Raw genomic sequence first — 16,735 nt, forward strand, 5'->3', positions numbered from 1 at the left:
TCCGCATCCGCATGACCACCTCCGCATGAGTGCGCCGTCGCCGGAATCCACGGCCGATGCGCGGCGTCGGCGAAGCGGTTGGCTAGATGCGCAGCTCGCGCCGTGGCGCGACCGTCATCGCCGCGCCTGCGCCTGTCAGGTGCTGGCCGGCTGGCTGTGGATTCCGCAGGCTGCAGCGATCGCGTGGGCGCTCGATGCATTGCTGTTCGCGCGCGCCGGGCTCGATGCGCTGCATACGCCGCTGATGCTGCTCGCCGCCACGCTGCTCGCGCGTACCGTGCTGGTGTGGGCAGGGCAGCGGCTGCAGGCGGATGTCGTCGAATCAGTGATCGCGCATCTGCGCACCGGCCTGGCCGGCGCCGCCGCCGCACGCGGCCCGGTGTGGCTGCGCGGCCGACGCAGCGGCGCGCTGGTCGCGCTGTCGACCGGTCATGTCGATGCGACCGCCGGCTATTACGGTGGCTATCTGGTCGCGCGCGCCGAAATCATGTGTGTGCCGGTGGCGATCTTGGTCGCGGTGTTCGCCGCCGACTGGATCGTCGGACTGGTGCTGCTGCTGACCGCGCCGCTGGCGCCGCTCTTCATGATGCTGATCGGCAAGGGCGCCGAAACCGCCGGCCGCCGCCAGCTCGCCGCACTCGCACGCGCCGGTGCGCTGTTCACAGACCGCCTGCGCGGACTGGATCTGATCCGCGTCTACGGCCGCGGTGACGCGGAACTTGTGCAGGTCGGCGAGGCGACCGAAACCATCCGCGTGCGCAGCATGCGCGTGCTGCGGATCGCGTTCCTGTCGTCGGCCGTGCTGGAGTTCTTCGCGTCGGTCAGCGTGGCGCTGGTCGCGGTGTATTTCGGTTTCACGTATCTGGGCATGCTCGACCTGCGCGGCGAAACGCTGCCGCTGTCGACGGGCCTGTTCTGCCTGCTGCTCGCGCCGGAGTTCTACGCGCCGATGCGACGCCTGGCCGCGCACTACCACGACCGCGCGAACGCGCTGGCGGCGGTAGCGGAAATCGAAGCGGCGTTCGATGGGTTGCCCGAGCTCGCGGCAGACGAGCCCCTTCCCCCGCGTGCGGGGCGACGTGCCTTCGGGGTAGAAGGTTGGGATGGGGGCAAACCGTGCGGGCCGACGAACACCACGGCCGCTCAGACATCGCCCCCACCCCAGTCCTCCCCCGCAAGCGGAGGAGGGGGCGCAACTGGCGAACCACCAGCTCTGGCACTTATCCGCATCTCGGACCTCACGCTGCGCCACCCCGAAGCCCGAACGCCCGCACTGCAGAACATCTCTCTGGAAATCCAGCCGGGCGCGCGTCTCGCGCTCGTCGGCCCCAGCGGCTCGGGCAAGAGCACGCTGCTCGACGCGCTGGCCGGCTGGCTGACGCCCGAAGCCGGACACATCGATATCGCCCCTGGCACGCGCATCGCGCTCGCCGGCCAGCGTCCGTGGCTGTTCCACGGCAGCATCGCCGACAACCTGCGCATCGGTGCGCCGCACGCCAGCGATGCAGAACTCGCCGAGGCCGCGCGCGTCGCGCAGGTCACGCGGTTCGCATCCCGGCTGCCCGAGGGCATGGACACGGTGATCGGCGAGCGCGGTTTCGGCCTGTCCGGCGGCGAGGCGCGTCGCGTGGCCCTGGCACGCGCGCTGCTGCTGCGGCCGCAGCTGTTGCTGCTCGACGAACCGACCGCCTTCCTCGACCCCGACACCGAGGCCGATCTGCTCGCCTCGCTGGATGTGCATCTCGGCGACTGCACCGTCATCGTCGCCACCCACAGCGACGCGGTGAGGGCGTGGGCCGGCGCGCAGTGGCAGGTACCGGCGACGGCGGAGGTCGCGCCGTGAGCGCTCGGGATCCGACCCGTATCCCGTCCACCCGCGCGCTGTTGCGTGACCATCGCCGCGGCGTGCTGCTCGCGGTCGCGCTGATGCTGCTGACGCTGGTGGCAGGCGTCGGCCTGCTCGGCGTGTCCGGTGCCTTCCTCACCGGCGCGGCGCTGACCTTTGGGGTGCTCGGCAGCTTCAATTTCTTCACGCCGTCGGCGGGCATCCGCGGGCTGACGCTGGCGCGCATCGTGTCGCGCTATCTCGAGAAACTGCTCGGCCACGATGCGATGCTGCGCATCGCGCGCGATCTGCGCAGCTGGTTCTTCGCGCGCGCGCTGCGCCTGAGCCCGGCGCAGCTCGGTCGTCTGCGCACCGGAGATCTGCTCGCGCGGCTGCTCGACGACATCGACGCCGTCGACGGCCTGCTGCTGCGCGCGACCGGTCCCTTGCTGGCCCTGCTCGGCGTCGGCGTGGCCGGTCTCTGCATCGTCGCCTGGCTGCATCCGCCCAGTGCGGCCTGGCTCGCGTCGATCGCCATGCTGCTCGTGATCGTCGTGCCGGCGCGGGTGGCTTGGCTTCGCGCCGCCGAGGAAACCCTGCGCGCGCAACGGCGCGCGGCGCTGCGCGCCCGCCTGCACGAACTCTATGAAGGCCGCGCCGATCTGGCCGCGCTCGATGCGACTTCCGGCTGGCTGGCGCGCGTGGACGCCGACGCAGACGACGTCGCCACGCTCGAACGCACGCGTCGTCGCCGCCTGGCCGATGCGCAGGCGCTGCACGGCGGAATCGCCGGGGTCGGATTGCTCGGCCTGCTGTGGAGTGTCGCCACCGGTTTTACCGCCGGGGCGTTGCCGGCGGCGCATGCCGCGGCGATCTTCTTCGTCGCGATCGGCCTGTTCGAAGCCTGGGCCGGCGCCGGCCTCGCCTGGCAGGCGCTGCTGGCCGCGCGCGCGTCGATCGCGCGCCTCGATGCGGTGGCCGGTGCGTCGCCTGCGGTCGATGATCCCGTGCAGCCGGTCGCGGTGCCCGCACATGGCGCATTGCACTTCAAGGATGTCGTGTTCGCCTGGGACCCGGATGCGCGTCCGGTGCTGCAGAGGCTGGAGTTGAGCATCGCCCCCGGCGAGCGCATCGCGATCAGCGGCGACAGCGGCGCCGGCAAATCCACGTTGACCGCGCTGCTGCTGCGCAGCGCCGAAGCGCAGGCGGGGCAGGTGACCTGGGCGGGCATCGATCTGCGCGCGATGGCGCAGGCGGACTGGTATGCGCGCATCGCCTGGCTGCCGCAGAACGCGCCGGTGTTCGCCGGGCGCGTGCGCGACAACCTGGCCTTCGGTGCGCCCGATGCCGACGACGCCACGCTCTGGGCGATGCTCGCGCAGGTGCGGCTCGATGGCTGGGCCGAGCGGATCGGCGGGCTCGATGCCTGGGTCGGCGAGGCCGGCGTGACGATGTCGGCCGGTCAGGCCCGGCGCCTGGCGCTGGCGCGCGCGTTGCTGCGCGATGCGCCGCTGGTGGTGCTCGACGAACCCACCGAAGGCCTCGATCACGACACCGCCGACGCCCTGCTGCGCGACCTGCCGGAACTGCTGGCCGGCCGCAGCCTGCTGCTGATCACCCACGGCGTGCTGCCGGACGGCCTCGTCGATCGCCACCTGTGGCTGCGCGACGGACAGCTGTCGGAAACCGCACCCGCGGCTGCCCGGTAGAATGGGCGCCTCATCCGCATCACCGAAGAGCCTGCCCGCATGATCAAGCCCCGGACCCCGCCCGGCATCATGGAACTGTTGCCGCGCGACCAGATCGCGTTCCAGCGCATGCTGGACACGATCCGCCGCACGTTCGAGGGCTTCGGGTTCCTGCCGATCGAGACGCCGGTGTTCGAACTGTCGGACACGCTGCTGACCAAGTCCGGCGGCGAGACCGAGCGGCAGGTGTACTTCGTCCAGTCCACCGGCGCGCTGGAAAAAGCGGCCGACGGTCTGCCGGAACTGGCGCTGCGCTTCGACCTCACCGTGCCGCTGGCGCGCTACGTCGCCGAGCACGAACACGACCTCGCATTCCCGTTCCGCCGCTACCAGATGCAGCGCGTCTACCGCGGCGAACGCGCGCAGCGCGGCCGCTTCCGCGAGTTCTACCAGTGCGACATCGATGTCATCGGCAAGGATTCGCTGTCGCCGCGTTACGACGCCGAAGTGCCTGCGGTGATCAGCGCGGTGTTCGCCGCGCTCGACATCGGCGAGTTCACGATCCAGCTCAACCATCGCAAGCTGCTGCGCGGCTATTTCGAAGGGCAGGGCATCGACGACACGCGGCAGATGACGGTGCTGCGCGAGATCGACAAGCTCGACAAGCGGGGCGAGGACGCGGTGCGCGCCACGCTGACCGGTGAAGACTTCGGCCTGTCCGACGACGTCGCCGAGCGCCTGCTCGCGTTTTCGCGCGTGCGCTCCACAGGACACGACGATGCGCTGGCCAAGCTCGATGCGCTCGGCGCCGGCACCGGGCTGTTCGAAGAGGGCCGCAATGAACTGCGCGACCTGCTCAACCAGCTGCGCGCGCTCGGCGTGCCGGAATCGCGCTACGCGTTGAACCTGTCGATCGCGCGCGGTCTCGATTACTACACCGGCATGGTCTACGAGACGATTCTCGATGCGCACCCGCAGATCGGTTCGATCTGCTCGGGCGGTCGCTACGACAATCTCGCCAGCCATTACACCAAGTCGAAGTTGCCAGGCGTCGGCATCTCGATCGGCCTGACGCGCCTGTTCTGGCAGCTGCGCGAAGCCGGTCTGATCGCCACCGCCGACAGTTCGGTCGACGTGCTGGTCACGTTGCTCGACGATGCCTCGCTGCCCGACGCGCTCGCGCTGTCGCAGCGCCTGCGCGGCAGCGGACTCAACGTCGAAACCCAGCTCGAACCGCGCAAGCTCGCCAAGCAGATGCAGTACGCCGACCGCGCCGGGATCCGTTTCGTCGTGATTCGCGGCGAGGACGAAGCCGCCAAGGGCGTGGTTGCGGTCAAGGATCTGCGCCGCGGCGAACAGTTCGAGGTCGCCGACGACGACCTGCCGCGCACGCTGCTGGTCGAGCGCGAGCAGGCGCGGTCGATGCCCTGATGTTGTCGGCGGCGCATCGCGCCGCCTCTGTGCTCCGGGAGGGAGACGCACGATGAAATCCATCCGCCTCGACGGCCGTTCGCTGACGCGCGCGCAGCTGGTCATGGTCGCGCACGGCGCACCGGTCGCGCTCGACGACGACGCGCTGAAGGGCGTCGCCCGCGCTGCCGATTTTCTCGCCGAGCAGGTGCGCCGAGAGGAACCGATCTACGGCGTCTCGACCGGCTTCGGCAGCAATGCCGACCGTCTGCTCGGCGCGCGTCCGCTGCGCGACGATCTGCCAGGCGCAACGCCCTCGAACCGTTCGCTGCACGAGGAACTGCAGGTCAACCTGATCGTGACCCACGCGGTCTGCGTCGGCGAGCCGCTGTCCGCGGAAGTAGTGCGCGCGATGCTGTGCATCCGCATCAACACACTGCTCAAGGGCCATTCGGGCATCCGCGTGCAGACGCTGCAGGCGCTGGCCGCGCTGCTCAATTCGGGCATCGTGCCGGTGGTGCCGGCGCTGGGCTCGGTCGGCGCGTCCGGCGATCTCGCGCCGCTGTCGCATCTGGCGATCGTGCTGCTGGGCGGCGGCGAAGCCTTCGTCGACGGCGAGCGGATGCCGGGCGCCGAGGCACTGAAGCGCGCCGGTCTCGAGCCGGTCACGCTGTCGTACAAGGAAGGCCTGGCGCTCAACAACGGCACCGCGCAGATGCTCGCCACCGGCGTGCTCGCGCTGCAGAAGCTCGACGCGCTGCTTGACACCGCCGATCTCGCCGCGGCAATGACGATCGACGCCTTCGCCGGTCGTCTGGGCGCCTTCGATCCGGACGTGCACGCACTGCGCCCGCATCCGGGCCAGGTCGAAGTCGCCGCGCATCTGCGCGAACTGCTCGCCGGCTCCACCCTCGCCGACATTCCGTATCACCTCGTGCCGCGCTTCCGGCCGTGGCTGCCGACGAGCTGGGACACCACCGAGGCGCAGGCACTGCGCTTCGACATCGGCTGGGACTGGGTGCCGAGCGACCAGCGCCACGGCCGCGAGAAGTTCTACACGCGCTTCCGTCCGTTCCGCGGGGGCAAGAAGCACCAGCCGCAGGACAGCTATTCGCTGCGCTGCATTCCCCAGGTGCACGGCGCCGTGCGCGACGCGATCGAGCAGGGCAAGCGCGTGTTCGAGATCGAACTCAACGCGGTCACCGACAATCCGCTGGTGTTCCCCGATCGCGAGGCCGAGCACGTCGAGGAGAAGGTCATCTCCGCCGGCCATTTCCACGGCATGCCGCTCGCGCTGGCGATGAGCTACGTCAAGGCGTCGATTCCGGTGCTCGCGTCGATCTCCGAACGTCGTCTCAACAAGCTGGTCGATCCGGCGACGAACGACGGCCTGCCGGGCTTTTTGATCGGCAACGAGGATGCGACCGAATCGGGCTACATGATCGTGCAGTACACCGCGGCGGCGATCGTCAACGATCTCGCCACGCGCGCGCATCCGGCCAGCGTCTATTCGATCCCGACCAGCGCCAACGCCGAAGACCATGTGTCGATGGGCACCAACGAGGCGCGCCACGTGCTGTCGATGGCCGAGGATCTGGGCAAGGTGCTGGCGCTGGAGATCTACACCGCCGCGCAGGCGCTCGATCTGCGCGTGGACATGATCAACGCCGCGCGCGATCTCGCGCGACGCGGTGATGCGGAAGCGCTGGCGGCGAAGGTGCAGGGCGGTCCCGCGTCGGATCGTCCGACCCGCGGTGCTTTCGTCGACGAGGTCGAATCGCTGCGTGCCGAGCTCGCCGCCTGCGAGCCCTTCCATCCCGGCGAGATCGTCGCCGCGGCGCATGCCATCGTGCGCAAGGCGATCCCGTTTCTCGATCGCGACCGCGCGCTCGACGGCGAAGTCGCCGCCGCGGTGAAACTGGTGTCCGAAGGCGCACTGCTCGGCGTGTTGCCGCGCTGGCGCGTGCAGTCTTCCGGCCCGGCCGCTTGAACCTCGCGCTGCATTTCGGCTGGCTGGGCGTGCTGGAGGCGGCGCTGATCGCGCTCGTGGTCGGCGCGGTCTGTTACCTCGCGTTCCATTGGCTCGGCGCACGCAGCCGCTGGGCGCACGGGCATGCGATCGGCTGGGGCAGCCTCGTCGCCCTGGCGGTCGCGACCGGCATCGACGCCTGGCATCTGTTCTACATGGGCGTGGTGCGGCTCGAATCGCCGGTCTACGCGCGCATCGCGCTGGCGAAGATCCACGACCCGAACTTCCTCGCCGCCCGGGTGTTCATGTCGTCGGTCGGCGCATTGTCGGGTGTCGCGCTCGCATGGATGGCAATGCACGCGCGCAAGCGCGTCGACTGACGCGCCGCCATCTTCGGTGGGAGCGCGCTTGCGCGCGATGCGGTTTTGCCGGGAGAGCCCATCGCGCGCAAGCGCGCTCCCACACGCCATACCGGCATCAACGCCGGTGAGCGTCGAACCGGGATCCAGCATGGCCTTGGCGGCGCGGCGGGCATCCGGCTCAAACGTCCGCCTGCCGCCCGCGCTCGATCCGCCGCAGGAACACCGTCATCTCTTTCGACGACTGCACGTCCCCGCGTCGCGTCGCCGCCTCCAGTCCCGCGCGCCATGCCGCTTCGGCCTCACCTTCGCGACCCAGTGCCAGCAGCACCTTGCCGAGCAGCTTCCACGCCGCCGAGTAGTCCGGATCGTGCCGCGTCGCGGCTGCCAGATGCGTGGCGGCGGCGTCCGAATCGCCTGCCTGCAGGCAGGCGTTGCCCAGCCCGAATCGCAGCAGCGCATCGTCGCGTCCCGCATCGAGCAGCGCCTGCAATCGTTCGCGCATGAATCACCTGTGTCCGGAAGTCGTGTCCCCGATGTTCGCCGGAGCAGCGCTGCCCGAGGTGGAATGCAGCAATCCAGCCTGTGCCAGCGCCGCGTTCAGGGCGTCGCGATCACTGCCATCGCGACGCCATCCGCTGACATGCGCCACGAGCTGTCCGTCGCGGAAGACCAGAAACTGCGGCGTCGTGTCGAGTGCGACAGGCCACTGTGCGGCATCGACGGCGATCCCGATCTCGGCGTCCGGATTGCGCAGGTTCCATGCGCGCAGGGCTGCCACATCCGCGATCGCGTCGGGCGCGATCAGCCAGACTGCGTGCCGCGCGAAGATGGGGCCGAGTATCGGGTCGGACGGGATCGCGGCGGCGGCTGCGCGACTGAAGCCGCAGCCGGGCGACGTCACGACGACGATGCGGAGGCCGAGATCCAGCGGGTGCTTGCGCAGGGTGGGCACGTCGCCGTCGTCCCCGTCGATCCGCCAGATACGCACGGTGCCTTGCTCGGGCGACCGTGAGACATCGAACCGCGGCACCGCTGGCAGGCGCGCTTCGGGCACACCTGCGGTAAAAGTCCGGGCTTCGTCGATACGACCGCTGACGAGCAGCAGGCGCTGCAGTGACCGGTGGTCCTGCCGGGTCACAAGTCCTTCGGCATGGAGGCGCGCATGCAGGGCGCGTGCGGTGTCGAGACGGGCGTCGTCTCGGAATTCTTCTGCACGCTCCAGGGCCGCACGGTGCAGCAGGCGCAGGTCCTCGCCCGCGTCGCTGCCTGCACGTGCCTGTTCCGTGGTCAGCCGGTCGATGGCGAGGCCGGACATCTCCGTCGGTTCGGCCGTTCTGCGCCAGTCGCGGTAGGCGGCCAGCACGCGCGCCGAAGGACCCGCGAGCGCGCCTGCAGCGCGGGCGGCCCGCAGTCGCGCCGCTTCCTCGATCTCAAGGCCGGGCAGGGGCAGTGCCTCGGCGAGCAGCAGGCGCTGCACCTCGGCCAGTTCCGCAGTGGTCAGTTCGGGTGCGAGCTCGGCGTACGGAAAGCTGCGGACACCCCTGGGGCCGAAGTCGAGCGCCTCGATGAACAGTTCGCGCGCATGGGGCGGCGCCTGATCCAGGGGTGACGGGTGGCGGGCGAGCCAGTCGGTCAATGCTGTCGATGTGACGAACGGCGGCATTGCGCCGTCCGTGTCTGCCGCACGCGCGGGCATCCACAGCAGGACTGCGAAACAGACGACAGCGAGGCTTCGGAACATCGCGATCCTTCGCGGCGGGGATGGATGCATTCGAACACGTGTGCGGCCTGGCAGCCATTCCGGGATTGACTCTGCAGCAAATTGGCGTAATGTACTAGCACGCTATTACATTGATACGTCAAACCGCGCCCGTGAAGCAACGCCCCGAACCCCTGCCGGACCATGAAGCCAGCACCTCGCTGACGGCGCTGGCGCGTGCGTTCGCGCAGCTGAAGACGGCCGACGAGGTCGCGCGGTTTCTCGACGATCTGTGCACGCCGGCGGAGCTGGAAGCGCTGGTCGATCGCTGGCGCGTGGTGCCGTTGCTGCAGCAGGGCGTGCCGTATCGCGAGATCCACGAGCGCACCGGCGTCAGCGTGACGACGGTCGGCCGCGTCGCGCGCACGCTCGATCGCGGCGCCGGCGGCTATGCGATCGCGGCGCGCCGCGTGGCGCGCACACCCGAATCCCACTGAGGTCATCCCCATGAGTCCTGTGAACGGCGGCGCCACGCGCGATCGCCTGCGTATCGCCATCCAGAAGTCCGGTCGCCTGAGCGAGCCGGCGCGTGCGCTGCTGGCGTCCTGCGGTCTGTCCTGGCGCGAGAGCCGCGACAAGCTGTTCTGCTACGGCGAAACGCTGCCGGTCGATCTGCTGCTGGTGCGCGACGACGACATCCCGGGCCTGCTCGCCGATGGCGTCTGCGATTACGGCATCGTCGGGCGCAACGTGCTCGACGAGGTCGGCGCCGATCGCGCGCTGCGTGGCCTGCCGCAGGTGTCGAAAGCCGTGCGCGGTCTCGGTTTCGGTGGCTGCCGGCTCGATATCGCGATTCCCGAATCCACCGAGTGGACCGGGCCGGCGCAGCTCCAGGGCAGTCGCATCGCGACCAGCTATCCGGGCCTGTTGCAGCAGTGGCTGGACGCGCAGGGCGTGCAGGCGACGATCGTCAATCTCTCGGGTTCGGTCGAGATCGCGCCGCGTCTGGGCCAGGCCGACGTCATCTGCGATCTGGTCTCCAGCGGGGCCACGCTGACCGCGAACCAGCTCAAGCCCGCGGTCACACTGATGACCAGCGAAGCGGTGTTGGCCGGCCCGGTCACGCCGTTCGCCGATGTGCGTGGCGAACTCGCGTCGCTGCTGCTGCGTCGTCTCGACGGCGTGCTGCGACTGCGCGACAGCCGGCTGGTGATGTTCCAGTCGCGCCGCGATGGCGTGGACGCGCTGCTCAAGCTGCTGCCCGACGCCGAAGCGCCGACGCTGCTGCAGGTCGACGGCAGCGACAAGGTCGCGTTGCAGGTGCTCTGCCACGGCGAGATGACCTGGCCGCGCCTCGAAGCCCTGAAGCAGGCCGGTGCTGCCGGTCTGATGGTGTTGCCGGTGGAGCGGATGCTGGCATGAGCGCGACCAGAACTTCGTCCATCGACAGCGCGATTCCCGCGATCGTCGACTGGGATGCCGCGGATGCGGAGACCCGTACAGAACTGCTGCGCCGGCCCACGCAAGCTGTGGCCGCGCAGACGCGCAGCGCGGTCGCCGATGTGCTCGACGATGTGCGCACGCGCGGCGATGACGCCCTGCGCGAACTGACCGAACGCTTCGACCGCGTCGTGCTCGAAGACTTTGAAGTCGAGGCCGAGGAATTCGCTGCGGCCGAGGCTGCAGTGCCGGCGGCGTTGCGTCAGGCGATGATCAATGCCGCCGCGCGCATCGAACGCTTCCACGCGGCCGGCATGACCTCGGGCTACAACGTCGACACCGCAGATGGCGTCAACTGCGCGCGCATCGTGCGGCCGATTCCGCGTGTCGGCCTGTACGTGCCTGCCGGCACCGCGCCACTGCCGTCGACCGCTCTGATGCTCGGCGTACCGTCGCGCCTGGCCGGGTGCCGCGAGGTAGTGCTGTGCACGCCGCCGCGTCCCGATGGCAGCGCCGACCCGGCCGTCCTCGTTGCCGCGAAACTCACCGGCGTGCACCGCGTGTTCAAGCTGGGCGGCGCGCAGGCGATCGCCGCGATGGCCTTCGGAACGCTGCGCGTGCCGGCCTGCGACAAGCTGTTCGGGCCGGGCAACAGCTTCGTCACCGAAGCCAAGCAGCAGGTCGCGCAGTCAGGCACAGTCGCGATCGATATGCCGGCCGGTCCATCGGAAGTGCTGGTGATCGCCGATGCCGGCGCGGACGCCGCCTTCGTCGCCGCCGATCTGCTGTCGCAGGCCGAACACGGTCCGGACTCGCAGGTGTTGCTGCTGTCGGAAGACGACGCACTGCTGGAAAAAGTTCGCGCCGAACTGTCCACGCAACTGGCGGCCCTGCCGCGCGCAGCGATTGCGCGCCAGGCGATGGCGCGCTCGCGTCTGCTGCTGGTGGACACGCTCGACACCGCGTTCGACATCAGCAACCGCTACGCGCCCGAGCACCTCATCCTCGCGCTGCGCAGCCCGCGCACCTGGCTCGACAAGGTCGAGGTCGCCGGCTCGGTGTTCCTCGGCGACTGGACACCCGAAGCGCTCGGCGATTACTGCAGCGGCACCAACCACGTGCTGCCCACCGGCGGCGCGGCACGCGCCTGGAGCGGCGTCAGCGTGTCGAGCTTCCAGAACACGGTCAGCGTGCAGTCGGCGAACGCTGCCGGCATCCGTGCGATCGGCTCGGACGCGGTGACGATGGCGCGCGCTGAGGGCCTGGACGCGCATGCGAACGCGGTCGCGCTGCGCATCGCGAAGGCGACGGCATGAGCAGCGTGCGCGATCTGGTCCGCGAAGACCTGCGTGATTTCGCCGGCTATGCCTCGGCGCGCACGCAGCGGCTCGAAGGCGAGGTCTGGCTCAATGCCAACGAGGCGCCGCTGGCGAATCCCGGCGACGCCGAGGGGCGTTGCCGGCGCTATCCCTCGCCGCAACCACCCGAGCTGCAGGCGCGGCTGGCCGAACTGTATGACGTCGAGGTCGAGCAGCTGCTGATCGGCCGCGGCAGCGACGAGGCGATCGACCTGCTGGTGCGCGCGCTGTGTGTCCCCGGTCGGGACGCCGTGCTGGCGACGCCGCCGGTGTTCGGCATGTACGCGGTCAGTGCACGCTTGCAGGGTGCAGCCTTCGTCGAAGTGCCGCTGGTCGATGGCACGGACGGATTCGGCGTTGACCTGGGTGCGGTCCGCAGCGCGGCGCTGGCGCGCGGCGTCAAGCTCGTATTCCTGTGCTCACCGTCCAACCCGACCGGCGGGCTGGTGCCGCTGGCCGAGGTGGACCACTTGGCGGATGCGCTGGCGGGCCGGGCGGTCGTCGTCGTCGACGAGGCCTATATCGAATTCGCGGGGACGGCCTCGGCCACTACGCTGCTCGCCGCGCACGACAATCTCGTCGTATTGCGCACGCTGTCGAAGGCGCATGCGCTCGCGGCGGCCCGGATCGGCGTGGCGATCGGCCACCCCGACCTGATCGCGGTGCTGCGCCGCTGCCAGGCGCCGTATCCGGTGCCCACCCCGTGCGCCGATCTCGCGCTGGCGGGGTTGTCGCCCGCGGCGCTGGAGGTCACGCAGGCGCGTGTCGCGGAGACCATCACCGAACGCGATGCGCTGGCCGCGGCATTGGCGACCACGCCGGGCGTGCGCCGGGTGTACCCGTCGGCCGGGAATTATCTGCTGGTGCGCTTCGTCGATGCCGATCGCGCGTTCGCCGCGCTGCTGTCGGCCGGCATCGTCGTGCGCGACCAGCGCGCTGCGCCGCAACTCGGTGACGCGCTGCGCATCAGTCTCGGCACGCCGGCGCAGAACGCGCGCGTGCTGTCCGCCCTGCAAGCCTTGGAGATCGCGGCATGAGTGCGCGCGGCCAGAAGATCCTGTTCGTCGACCGCGATGGCACCCTGATCGAGGAGCCGGCGGATTTCCAGATCGACGCGTTCGAGAAGCTGCGCTTCGTGCCCGGCGTGATTCCGGCGCTGCTGCGCCTGCGCGATGCGGGCTTCGAATTCGTCATCGTCACCAACCAGGATGGCCTCGGTACCGAAGGCTATCCGCAGTCCACGTTCGACGGCCCGAACGATCTGATGCTCGGCATCTTCGAAAGCCAGGGCATCGTGTTCCGCGAAGTGCTGGTCGACCGCAGCTGGCCGGCCGACAACGCACCGACCCGCAAGCCGGCGCTCGGTCTGGTGATGCACTACCTGCGCGATCGCGGCATCGATCTCGACTGCTCGGCGATGATCGGCGACCGCGATACCGACATCCAGTTCGCGGAGAATCTGGGCATCCGTGGCTTCAAGCTGCGCACCACGCAGTTCGGCGGCGCGTGGGACTGGGCCGGCATCGCGCACGAACTGTGCGATGCGCCGCGACGCGCGACCGTGGTGCGCAACACGAAGGAAACCCGTATCCGCGTCGAGCTCGATCTCGACGCCGCAGCGGACGCACGCGTGTCGACCGGCCTGCCGTTCTTCGACCACATGCTCGACCAGATCGGCAAGCACGCCGGTATCTCGCTGGTCGTGCAGGCCGAAGGCGATCTGCAGATCGACGAACACCACACGATCGAGGACACCGGCATCGCGCTGGGCCAGGCGCTGCGCGAAGCGCTCGGCGACAAGCGCGGCATCGCGCGTTACGGGTTCACGCTGCCGATGGACGAAACGCTGGCGAGCGCCGCGCTCGATTTCGGCGGCCGGCCGTATCTCGTGTTCGACGGCCGTTTTGTGCGCGAACGCGTCGGCGACATGCCGACCGAACTCGTCGAACATTTCTTCCGGTCGGTCTGTGATTCGGCGGCGCTGAACCTCAATCTCAAGGTCGAAGGCGACAACGACCACCACAAGGTCGAAGCCTGCTTCAAGGCCTTCGCCCGCGCGCTCGGTCAGGCCGTGCGCCGCAGTGGCGATGCGTTGCCGAGTACCAAGGGGACGTTGTGACGCGCGTCGTCATCGTCGACGCCGGCGGCGCCAACACCGGTTCGGTGCGCTACGCATTCGAGCGTCTCGACATCGACGCGGCACTGGTCACCGACGCCGCCAGCATCCGCGCTGCCGACCGGGTGATCCTGCCCGGTGTCGGGACCGCGGCGCAGGTCATGGCGCGGCTGCAGCAGCTCGATCTGGTCGAGGTGCTGCGCACGCTGGAGCGGCCGCTGCTCGGCATCTGCGTCGGCATGCAGCTGCTGTTCGAATCCTCGGAAGAGGGCGAGGTCGCCGGTCTCGGTCTGCTGCCGGGGCGGGTGTCGCGCCTGCGCGGCGGCCCGGGTCTGCGCGTGCCGCACATGGGCTGGAGCACGCTGCGCGCAACGCGGCCCGATGCGCTGGTTGAAGGCGTCGACGGCGCGCAGGCCTACTTCGTCCACAGCTTCGCCGCGCCGGTCACCGACGACTGCGTGCTGGCCGGGGATCACGGTCAGGCGTTCGCCGCCGCCGTGCGTCGCGGCCTCATCGCTGGCACCCAGTTCCACCCCGAGCGGTCCGCCGCTGTGGGCGCGCGCGTGCTACGCAATTTCCTGTCCCCTGCGTTCGAGGCCTGAGTCATGGCATTCACCGTCTATCCCGCGATCGACATCCGTCACGGCCGCGTCGTGCGCCTAGCGCAGGGCGATTACGCGCAGGAAACCCGCTACGGCGCCGATCCGCTGGTGCAGATCGAGGCCTATGCCGCTGCCGGCGCGCAGTGGCTGCATCTGGTCGATCTCGATGCCGCGCGCGAGGGCGGCTACACGCTGGCGCCACTGCTCGCCCGCATCCGCGCCGATACCGGGCTGCGCGTGCAGACCGGTGGCGGCGTGCGCACCGAAGACGACGTGCGCCGCATCCTCGATGCGGGCGCCGAACGTGTCGTGGTCGGCTCGCTGGCGGTGCGCGAGCCGGCGCAGGTGCTGCAGTGGATCGAGACCTTCGGCGCCGAGCGCATCACCGTGGCGCTCGACACCCGCCAGGGCCGCGATGGCGTGTGGCATCTCCCGGTCCATGGCTGGACCGAGACCGCGGATGCCACGCTCGACGTGCTGGCCGTGCGCTACGCGCAGGGCGGCCTGCGTCATCTGCTGAGCACCGACATCGCCCGCGACGGCATGCTGTCGGGTCCCAATCTCGATCTCTATGCACACCTCAAGGCGCTGGTGCCCACGCTCGATGTGCAGGCCTCTGGCGGCGTACGAGAACTCGCCGACGTGCACGCCGCCAAGGCCCAGGGCTGCGGCGGCATCGTGCTCGGCCGTGCGCTGCTCGAAGGGCGCCTGGGCGTGGCCGAGGCGCTGGCATGCTGAGCCGCCGCATCATTCCCTGCCTCGACGTGCGCGAGGGGCGCGTGGTCAAGGGCGTGCGCTTCCGCGACCACGTCGACATGGGCGACATCGTCGACCTCGCGCTGCGCTACCGCGACGAGGGCGCCGACGAACTGGTGTTCTACGACATCTCGGCCAGTCCGCAGGGCCGCTCGGTCGATCGCGGCTGGGTGGAACGCGTGTCGCGCCTGATCGACATTCCGTTCTGCGTCGCCGGCGGTATCCGCGACGTCGACACCGCGCGCGCGGTGCTGCATGCCGGCGCCGACAAGATTTCGATCAACACGCCGGCGCTGGAGCGCCCCGCGCTGATCTCCGAGCTGGCCGAAGCCTTCGGCGTGCAGTGCGTGGTCGTCGGCATCGATTCGATCCGCGAAACCGATGGCGAGTGGCGCGTGCGCAGCCACACCGGCGATCCCGACCGCACCCGCGAGCTGCCGATCCGCACACTCGACTGGATCGCCGAGGCCGTACGCCTGGGCGCGGGCGAGATCGTCCTCAACTGCATGGACAACGACGGCGTGCGCACCGGCTACGACATCGCCCAGCTGCAGGCCGCGCGCGCGGTGTGTCCGGTGCCGCTGATTGCATCCGGCGGGGCAGGTGCATCCGTACACTTCGCCGCTGCCTTCATCGATGCCGATGTCGACGGCGCGCTCGCGGCCAGCGTGTTTCACAGCGGCCGCATCGCCATCCCCGCGCTCAAGCGCGAACTGGCCGATCAGGCCATCGACATCAGACTCCAATGACCGAACCGCAGGACGACACATCCGCCATTGCCATCGCCCCCGACGTCGATACGCTTGACTGGTCCAAGGGCGACGGACTGCTTCCCGCTGTCGTGCAGGACGCCGCCACGCTGCGCGTGCTGATGCTCGGCTACATGGACCGCGCCGCCTTCGCCGAAACCCTGCGCCGCGGCGAGGTCACTTTCTTCAGCCGCAGCAAGAACCGCCTGTGGACCAAGGGCGAACAGTCCGGGCACACGCTCGAACTCGTCTCGATGGAAGCGGACTGCGATGCCGACACGCTGCTGGTGCTGGCGACGCCGCGCGGCCCCACCTGCCATCTGCAGCGGCCAAGCTGCTTTCCGACCGCGCCGGCCGGCGTCCTCGCCGAACTCGACGCGCTGATCGAGACCCGGGAACGCGAACGCCCCGAAGGCAGCTACACGACCCGCCTGTTCGATGGCGGCGTGCGCCGCATCGCGCAGAAGGTCGGCGAGGAAGGCGTCGAGACCGCACTCGCCGCCCTCGTGCAGACCGACGAGGAGCTGCTGGGCGAGGGCGCCGACCTGCTGTATCACCTGATCGTTTTGCTGCGCGCGCGTGGCCTGTCGCTGGCCGATGTCGAGCGGGTGCTGACAGCGCGGGGCGGCTGACGGGCGGTCGCGGTGCAGGACCGCCGGATCCGATGGCTTCGATGGCCGTGCCCTGTGTCTTGCAGATCGACCGCCCGTCGTCCTGAAGTCCCCCTGGACGCGCCGGGCCGCGCGATGGCCGGCGTGCGG

16 protein-coding genes are annotated in these 16,735 nt (G+C 69.8%); 14 read left to right on the forward strand and 2 right to left on the reverse strand.

What is annotated here, in order from left to right; translation table 11 throughout:
- Positions 1 to 25 precede the first annotated feature (25 nt).
- Genes cydD through V3391_RS03080 form a run of 5 tightly spaced genes read left to right on the forward strand, consistent with a single transcriptional unit; the run spans position 26 to position 7,272 of the window.
- Entirely contained in the window at positions 26 to 1,843 is a 1,818-nt protein-coding gene (gene cydD, locus V3391_RS03060) for a thiol reductant ABC exporter subunit CydD (RefSeq protein WP_332076934.1), read from the forward strand.
- Positions 1,840 to 3,534 carry a thiol reductant ABC exporter subunit CydC gene (gene cydC / locus V3391_RS03065; RefSeq protein ID WP_425497188.1) on the forward strand — a complete coding sequence of 565 codons (1,695 nt, stop codon included), beginning with the start codon at positions 1,840 to 1,842 and terminating at the stop codon, positions 3,532 to 3,534. The genes cydD and cydC overlap by 4 nt, the downstream gene beginning before the upstream one ends.
- Before the next feature lie 39 nt (positions 3,535 to 3,573).
- Positions 3,574 to 4,944 (forward strand): histidine--tRNA ligase, encoded by a 1,371-nt coding sequence (gene hisS / locus V3391_RS03070; protein WP_332076935.1) that lies wholly within the window; start codon positions 3,574 to 3,576, stop codon positions 4,942 to 4,944.
- A 52-nt stretch (positions 4,945 to 4,996) separates the two neighbouring features.
- On the forward strand, positions 4,997 to 6,913 hold the full coding sequence (locus V3391_RS03075) for an HAL/PAL/TAL family ammonia-lyase (RefSeq protein WP_332076936.1): 1,917 nt from the start codon (positions 4,997 to 4,999) through the stop codon (positions 6,911 to 6,913).
- Positions 6,910 to 7,272, forward strand: coding sequence for a hypothetical protein (locus V3391_RS03080; RefSeq protein ID WP_332076937.1), 363 nt, complete (start codon positions 6,910 to 6,912; stop codon positions 7,270 to 7,272). The genes V3391_RS03075 and V3391_RS03080 overlap by 4 nt, the downstream gene beginning before the upstream one ends.
- Positions 7,273 to 7,432: 160 nt before the next feature.
- Here V3391_RS03080 and V3391_RS03085 read toward each other — a convergent pair whose 3' ends face one another.
- Together V3391_RS03085 and V3391_RS03090 are read right to left on the reverse strand one after the other, a co-directional pair.
- Entirely contained in the window at positions 7,433 to 7,756 is a 324-nt protein-coding gene (locus V3391_RS03085) for a tetratricopeptide repeat protein (RefSeq protein ID WP_332076938.1), read from the reverse strand.
- Between the two features lie 3 nt (positions 7,757 to 7,759).
- Positions 7,760 to 8,995 (reverse strand): hypothetical protein, encoded by a 1,236-nt coding sequence (locus tag V3391_RS03090; protein ID WP_332076939.1) that lies wholly within the window; start codon positions 8,993 to 8,995, stop codon positions 7,760 to 7,762.
- A 131-nt stretch (positions 8,996 to 9,126) separates the two neighbouring features.
- On the opposite strand from V3391_RS03090, the gene V3391_RS03095 reads away from it, so the two are divergent.
- Genes V3391_RS03095 through hisIE form a run of 9 tightly spaced genes read left to right on the forward strand, consistent with a single transcriptional unit; the run spans position 9,127 to position 16,606 of the window.
- Positions 9,127 to 9,450 carry a YerC/YecD family TrpR-related protein gene (locus V3391_RS03095; protein WP_332076940.1) on the forward strand — a complete coding sequence of 108 codons (324 nt, stop codon included), beginning with the start codon at positions 9,127 to 9,129 and terminating at the stop codon, positions 9,448 to 9,450.
- Between the two features lie 10 nt (positions 9,451 to 9,460).
- The gene (gene hisG, locus V3391_RS03100) at positions 9,461 to 10,375 is read left to right on the forward strand and encodes an ATP phosphoribosyltransferase (protein WP_332076941.1); all 915 of its coding nucleotides are present in this window, start codon (positions 9,461 to 9,463) and stop codon (positions 10,373 to 10,375) included.
- The gene (hisD, locus tag V3391_RS03105) at positions 10,372 to 11,709 is read left to right on the forward strand and encodes a histidinol dehydrogenase (protein ID WP_332076942.1); all 1,338 of its coding nucleotides are present in this window, start codon (positions 10,372 to 10,374) and stop codon (positions 11,707 to 11,709) included. Before hisG ends, hisD begins: the two co-directional genes overlap by 4 nt.
- A complete protein-coding gene (gene hisC, locus V3391_RS03110; protein ID WP_332076943.1) occupies positions 11,706 to 12,788 on the forward strand; it encodes a histidinol-phosphate transaminase in 1,083 nt (360 codons plus the stop codon). The genes hisD and hisC overlap by 4 nt, the downstream gene beginning before the upstream one ends.
- Positions 12,785 to 13,870 carry a bifunctional histidinol-phosphatase/imidazoleglycerol-phosphate dehydratase HisB gene (gene hisB, locus V3391_RS03115; RefSeq protein ID WP_332076944.1) on the forward strand — a complete coding sequence of 362 codons (1,086 nt, stop codon included), beginning with the start codon at positions 12,785 to 12,787 and terminating at the stop codon, positions 13,868 to 13,870. The genes hisC and hisB overlap by 4 nt, the downstream gene beginning before the upstream one ends.
- Entirely contained in the window at positions 13,867 to 14,469 is a 603-nt protein-coding gene (hisH, locus tag V3391_RS03120) for an imidazole glycerol phosphate synthase subunit HisH (RefSeq protein ID WP_332076945.1), read from the forward strand. The genes hisB and hisH overlap by 4 nt, the downstream gene beginning before the upstream one ends.
- Before the next feature lie 3 nt (positions 14,470 to 14,472).
- A complete protein-coding gene (gene hisA / locus V3391_RS03125; protein WP_332076946.1) occupies positions 14,473 to 15,207 on the forward strand; it encodes a 1-(5-phosphoribosyl)-5-[(5-phosphoribosylamino)methylideneamino]imidazole-4-carboxamide isomerase in 735 nt (244 codons plus the stop codon).
- Positions 15,201 to 15,974, forward strand: coding sequence for an imidazole glycerol phosphate synthase subunit HisF (gene hisF / locus V3391_RS03130; RefSeq protein ID WP_332076947.1), 774 nt, complete (start codon positions 15,201 to 15,203; stop codon positions 15,972 to 15,974). The genes hisA and hisF overlap by 7 nt, the downstream gene beginning before the upstream one ends.
- Entirely contained in the window at positions 15,971 to 16,606 is a 636-nt protein-coding gene (hisIE, locus tag V3391_RS03135; protein WP_332076948.1) for a bifunctional phosphoribosyl-AMP cyclohydrolase/phosphoribosyl-ATP diphosphatase HisIE, read from the forward strand. The genes hisF and hisIE overlap by 4 nt, the downstream gene beginning before the upstream one ends.
- Positions 16,607 to 16,735 lie beyond the last annotated feature (129 nt).

This window comes from Luteimonas flava (assembly GCF_036584485.1).
Classification (GTDB): domain Bacteria; phylum Pseudomonadota; class Gammaproteobacteria; order Xanthomonadales; family Xanthomonadaceae; genus Luteimonas; species Luteimonas flava.

Excerpts from the sequence above, each read along its gene's own strand:
- V3391_RS03075 (WP_332076936.1), top strand. The coding sequence starts at position 4,997 with ATGAAATCCATCCGCCTCGACGGCCGTTCGCTGACGCGCGCGCAGCTG.
- hisC (WP_332076943.1), top strand. The coding sequence starts at position 11,706 with ATGAGCAGCGTGCGCGATCTGGTCCGCGAAGACCTGCGTGATTTCGCC.
- hisIE (WP_332076948.1), top strand. The coding sequence starts at position 15,971 with ATGACCGAACCGCAGGACGACACATCCGCCATTGCCATCGCCCCCGAC.
- V3391_RS03090 (WP_332076939.1), bottom strand. The coding sequence starts at position 8,995 with ATGTTCCGAAGCCTCGCTGTCGTCTGTTTCGCAGTCCTGCTGTGGATG.
- hisF (WP_332076947.1), top strand. The coding sequence starts at position 15,201 with ATGCTGAGCCGCCGCATCATTCCCTGCCTCGACGTGCGCGAGGGGCGC.
- V3391_RS03085 (WP_332076938.1), bottom strand. The coding sequence starts at position 7,756 with ATGCGCGAACGATTGCAGGCGCTGCTCGATGCGGGACGCGACGATGCG.
- cydD (WP_332076934.1), top strand. The coding sequence starts at position 26 with ATGAGTGCGCCGTCGCCGGAATCCACGGCCGATGCGCGGCGTCGGCGA.
- hisG (WP_332076941.1), top strand. The coding sequence starts at position 9,461 with ATGAGTCCTGTGAACGGCGGCGCCACGCGCGATCGCCTGCGTATCGCC.
- hisD (WP_332076942.1), top strand. The coding sequence starts at position 10,372 with ATGAGCGCGACCAGAACTTCGTCCATCGACAGCGCGATTCCCGCGATC.
- hisS (WP_332076935.1), top strand. The coding sequence starts at position 3,574 with ATGATCAAGCCCCGGACCCCGCCCGGCATCATGGAACTGTTGCCGCGC.
- hisB (WP_332076944.1), top strand. The coding sequence starts at position 12,785 with ATGAGTGCGCGCGGCCAGAAGATCCTGTTCGTCGACCGCGATGGCACC.
- hisA (WP_332076946.1), top strand. The coding sequence starts at position 14,473 with ATGGCATTCACCGTCTATCCCGCGATCGACATCCGTCACGGCCGCGTC.